The sequence below is a fragment of the Hyalangium versicolor genome, from assembly GCF_020103695.1.
In the GTDB taxonomy this organism is placed as follows: Bacteria; Myxococcota; Myxococcia; order Myxococcales; family Myxococcaceae; genus Hyalangium; species Hyalangium versicolor.
The window spans coordinates 1-3,565 of the sequence record NZ_JAHXBF010000066.1; the positions used below are offsets into that span (position 1 = coordinate 1).

Genomic DNA, 3,565 nt, shown 5'->3' on the forward strand with positions numbered 1-3,565 from the left:
CAGCGCGCGGTGGGCAACCCGCCGCTTTGCCACGGCCTCTCGCTCAGAACGGCAAGCCGTGCCGTACCCCAGTCTACCCACCGAGGATCGCGGCATCACGCACTCCTGCCGAAAGGACACAGCGATCCCGAGTTCGTTCTCCCAGCGCCCACGGCTCCCTTCATCCACTTGGGCTCGAGCGCGCGACTGCAGCCGAGCGCGTCGGCGTCTGCGTTGCCCTCCTGGAGGGATGCTCGAAATGCTGCGGCCTGTGAGAGTGCCCGAAGGCAACCGTAAGCCCGGGGGCTCCACACTCGTCGGCGACCTTCGCGGCATGGTGCTTCGGGAGCACCTTCGCGATCTGATGACCGTGCATCAGCCGCAGGTTTCCTCGCTTGAGGGGCTGAGCAGTCTCGGGCACCCACTCGACGCCGAGCCGCTCGAAATCAAGATCGGCGGAGAACCGTTCCCAGAACCCGACGACCACTGATGGCGCGTTCGTCGACAACATCCGTAGCGCGGCGTTGTCGTGGTTCCCTTCCAAGACGGTGAGCTTTGCGCGGGGGGCAGGTCTTCCGCATGCACTCTGCGGGCTGCCTCGGTGTCACGCCGTCGGGTTAGTAGGTGATCGAACTGAACGCCTTTGGCTGGCGCAGCTTGAAGTCGCCCTTCACGATCGCGCGGATGGTCGTCTCGTCGTACTCGGCGCGGGTGTTGTGCTCGGAGAGGATCAGATCCTCGTCGATCCCGTAGAGGTATTGCCGCCAGTCGGCCGAGAACGTGATCCGCGTCGTGGGGACGCGCGTCGTCATCACGAAGGGGAAGCCGCGGATCGTCCCCTTGTCGAGCATCTCCTGACGGAAGATGAAGATGCCCGTGTCCTTGAGCTGCATCAGCGCCGTCGCGCGGGTCGGGTGGATCACCCATGCCGCAGTGCCCATCCGCACGTGCGCGGTCAGCGGCAGCTCGATCGCCTTGTCGATGTCGGCGAGGTAGGCGTCGGCGGTCGTGCCCGTGCTCGCGAAGACCTGAGCGGCGTCGAGCTGCGCGAAGAGCCCCTTCGGCGCGGCGCCTGTGCCGTCACCGTTGAAGCCCGCATCGTCGAGCCCATCGGCCACGGTGGCGCGGATGTCCTCGCCGACTCCCGCGTCGCCGATTCCAGGGGTCCGCAGAAGGTCGTTGCTGATGTCGGTCAGCACCATCCCCTTGTGCGCCTTGAGCACGATCTTCCCGTACTTCGGCGCGCTCTTCGGGACGGTCTCCCCCTCGCCGACCCACTTGAAGACCGAAGTCCCCGTCTGCATGCCCATGTGCAGCTCGCCCTTGAACGGCTGGGTTCGCACGCAGAGCTTGAGCAGGGCCGCGTCGGGCCGCAGGAACTCGATCACTTCGCCGCTCTGTTGGATGGGCACGAGCACGCCCGCCGAGTCGAACTTGCTGAGCTGAACCGCCTTCTGCACGTCGGCATTGCCGAAGAGCTTCGCGGCGTCGATCAGCTCGGCCGCGCTCGTGCGGCGACCCAAGGCGATGACGCTCTTCGTGAACGCGCCGAAGTTCGCGACGCTCGCGTAGACGCTCCCCTCTCGCGTCGCCCGGTCTTTACCCACGCGGCCGGGGGCGCTTCGGGCCGCAGCGTCGATCAGCTCACGCGCGACCTCGGGGCCGAGCGCCTTCACCATCTCCGTGATCTGCTCGCGAATCATTTCTTGTCACTCCCTCGGATGTATTGCTTGAACGCCTCGACGAAGCGCTGCGCGGCTTCGGCGGCGTCGAGACCCTTCGCCTTGTCGTCTTCCTCGTCGTCTGCCTTTGGCGCGTCGGCAGGCGGCGGCTCGCCCGTCTCGGGCTTGCTCTCGTTAGGGGCGGCGGGCTCTTCGCCAGTGTTTAGCTTTGCGCCCTGTGCGTCGCCCGCGTCAGGCTTGTCGTGCTCGTCTTCGGGGGGCTTCGCGTCGGCGCGCGTCGAGCAGCTCAACAACCCGCTGCGCTATGCGCTCGACGATGTCGTCCCCCTCGCCGTCGAGAGACTTCGCGCGCAAGGCGCGAGCGTTCACCGGGATCGTGACGATCGAGACTTCGAGCAGTTCTTGAGCGTCACAGTCGAAGCCGCCCCGCTCGTTCTGCCGATAGTGCCCGGGCAGCATGAGGTAGCGGACGGAGACAGCGTTCAGGATGCCTTTTGCGACCTTGCGCTCGACGCGCTTCGCGAAGTCGTCGTCGTCGTCGAACTCGACGTCGATCATCAGCGCGTTGTTCTAGGCGTAGACGCGCCCCTTCCCGATAGGCAGCGCGGGTTCGGCTCCCGTGCGTGCAGCCTGCGCGCCGTCGTCATGGTTGAAGAGAACGACGCCGTTCGCGTTGTACGCATCGACGCGCCAACCTTTGACGCTCAGCCGATCGCAGTAGCGATCGAAGTCCCCATCGCTCGCCTTGAACGTGTAGACACGTCGACCGCCGTCAGCTTCGACAGCGGTCAGCGCAACCGCATCCTTGCGAACGGCTGCGAGCTGAAGAGAGCGTGTGATCGGTGTGGGCATCGCACCCGGTAAATGGGTGCGGATTTCTCGCGTGGTTCAGTCACCGCTAACGGCGTCGACGTTCGCTTCCCCCAAGCTGCCAGCGGCCGGGGTCTGTGACTGCTGCGGCTCGTTAGGTTTCTGACCGAGCAGCAGCTCAGCGAACCCCTGACGCTCGGGGTGCGGCCTGAACCCGGCTTCGCTTCGCCACTCGTCGAAGGTGAAGGCGCTCGGAAACGTGCCCATCATCCGCAGCCGGTGCTCGCGGTCAGCGGGCACGGGCGAGTCGTAGGAACGGATCACGTCGTCATCGAAGCGAGCCGCTATGTGCTTCTGCATCGCGGCGAGGAAGACCTCGGCACGCGGCTTCGTTGTCTGCTCTGCCAGGTGCTCGCGCGGCGCGCTTGCTCTTCGCGCTCGTCGCCCTGACGAGCTTCACGTTGATGCTCACGCCCATCTCGGCGGCGACCGTACTGATCAGCGTCTCGACCATCTCGCCGCCCGTGTTCACTTCGACGACGAGCGCGTGCCGCAGCCGGTATGCCGGGCCGTGGAGCCACCAGACGCGAGAAACGGCACGGCGGGCCTGTAGAGGGCTCCAGGAGCACGGCGGCCGGTGCTCGGGCGGGTGCGGTGCTGGGGGCAGGCAGCGTCACCTCGGGACCGTGGTGCATGGCGGAGTGCGCTTGCTCGGCCCGTAGCAGCAGCTCGGTGGAGGACCCACCCTCCGGTAAGGGCGTCGTTTCGCGAAGTTTTTCGGGGGGGCCGTCAACAAAACGCGGCGCGTTTTTTCTCAAAATTTCTTGAGCGTGTGTGCGCGCCGAGCAAGGTCTAGGTCCGTCCGTGACAGGGAATCCGAGCGGGGGGGGGTCGAGAACACCCCAGCGACCATGTACGCCTTGCTTGTACGTCTACCCTTGTCGCCTCTACCGTACTCCAGTAGATCCGCTTCGCTTAGGAGCCGCGCAGAAATAAAGTTTCAGTTTGGCCGGAGGGTGTAATTCCACTCACCATGGAAGTTGGAGCGCTCAAGGTGAAGGGCGGCCATCTGCTCGCGGCTGACGTCGACGCCT

Annotated in this window: 7 protein-coding genes; 2 read left to right on the forward strand and 5 right to left on the reverse strand. The window is 65.6% G+C overall.

The window, feature by feature from the left end; all coding sequences use genetic code 11:
• The first annotated feature begins 229 nt into the window (after positions 1 to 229).
• Complete coding sequence (locus KY501_RS52630) at positions 230 to 469, forward strand: hypothetical protein (protein ID WP_224373202.1); 240 nt, start codon at positions 230 to 232, stop codon at positions 467 to 469.
• Between the two features lie 127 nt (positions 470 to 596).
• On the opposite strand, the gene KY501_RS52635 is transcribed toward KY501_RS52630, so the two are convergent.
• From KY501_RS52635 to KY501_RS52655, 5 genes are read right to left on the reverse strand one after another with little or no spacing between them, the layout of a single operon-like run.
• Entirely contained in the window at positions 597 to 1,682 is a 1,086-nt protein-coding gene (locus KY501_RS52635) for a phage major capsid protein (RefSeq protein ID WP_224373204.1), read from the reverse strand.
• Complete coding sequence (locus KY501_RS52640; protein ID WP_224373206.1) at positions 1,679 to 1,951, reverse strand: hypothetical protein; 273 nt, start codon at positions 1,949 to 1,951, stop codon at positions 1,679 to 1,681. Before KY501_RS52640 ends, KY501_RS52635 begins: the two co-directional genes overlap by 4 nt.
• On the reverse strand, positions 1,893 to 2,219 hold the full coding sequence (locus tag KY501_RS52645; protein WP_224373207.1) for an HK97 family phage prohead protease: 327 nt from the start codon (positions 2,217 to 2,219) through the stop codon (positions 1,893 to 1,895). Before KY501_RS52645 ends, KY501_RS52640 begins: the two co-directional genes overlap by 59 nt.
• A 12-nt stretch (positions 2,220 to 2,231) precedes the next feature.
• The gene (locus KY501_RS52650) at positions 2,232 to 2,513 is read right to left on the reverse strand and encodes a hypothetical protein (protein WP_224373209.1); all 282 of its coding nucleotides are present in this window, start codon (positions 2,511 to 2,513) and stop codon (positions 2,232 to 2,234) included.
• 36 nt (positions 2,514 to 2,549) lie between these two features.
• Positions 2,550 to 2,831, reverse strand: coding sequence for a hypothetical protein (locus KY501_RS52655; RefSeq protein WP_224373211.1), 282 nt, complete (start codon positions 2,829 to 2,831; stop codon positions 2,550 to 2,552).
• 32 nt (positions 2,832 to 2,863) lie between these two features.
• On the opposite strand from KY501_RS52655, the gene KY501_RS52660 reads away from it, so the two are divergent.
• Positions 2,864 to 3,193 (forward strand): hypothetical protein, encoded by a 330-nt coding sequence (locus tag KY501_RS52660; RefSeq protein ID WP_224373212.1) that lies wholly within the window; start codon positions 2,864 to 2,866, stop codon positions 3,191 to 3,193.
• Positions 3,194 to 3,565: the final 372 nt, after the last annotated feature.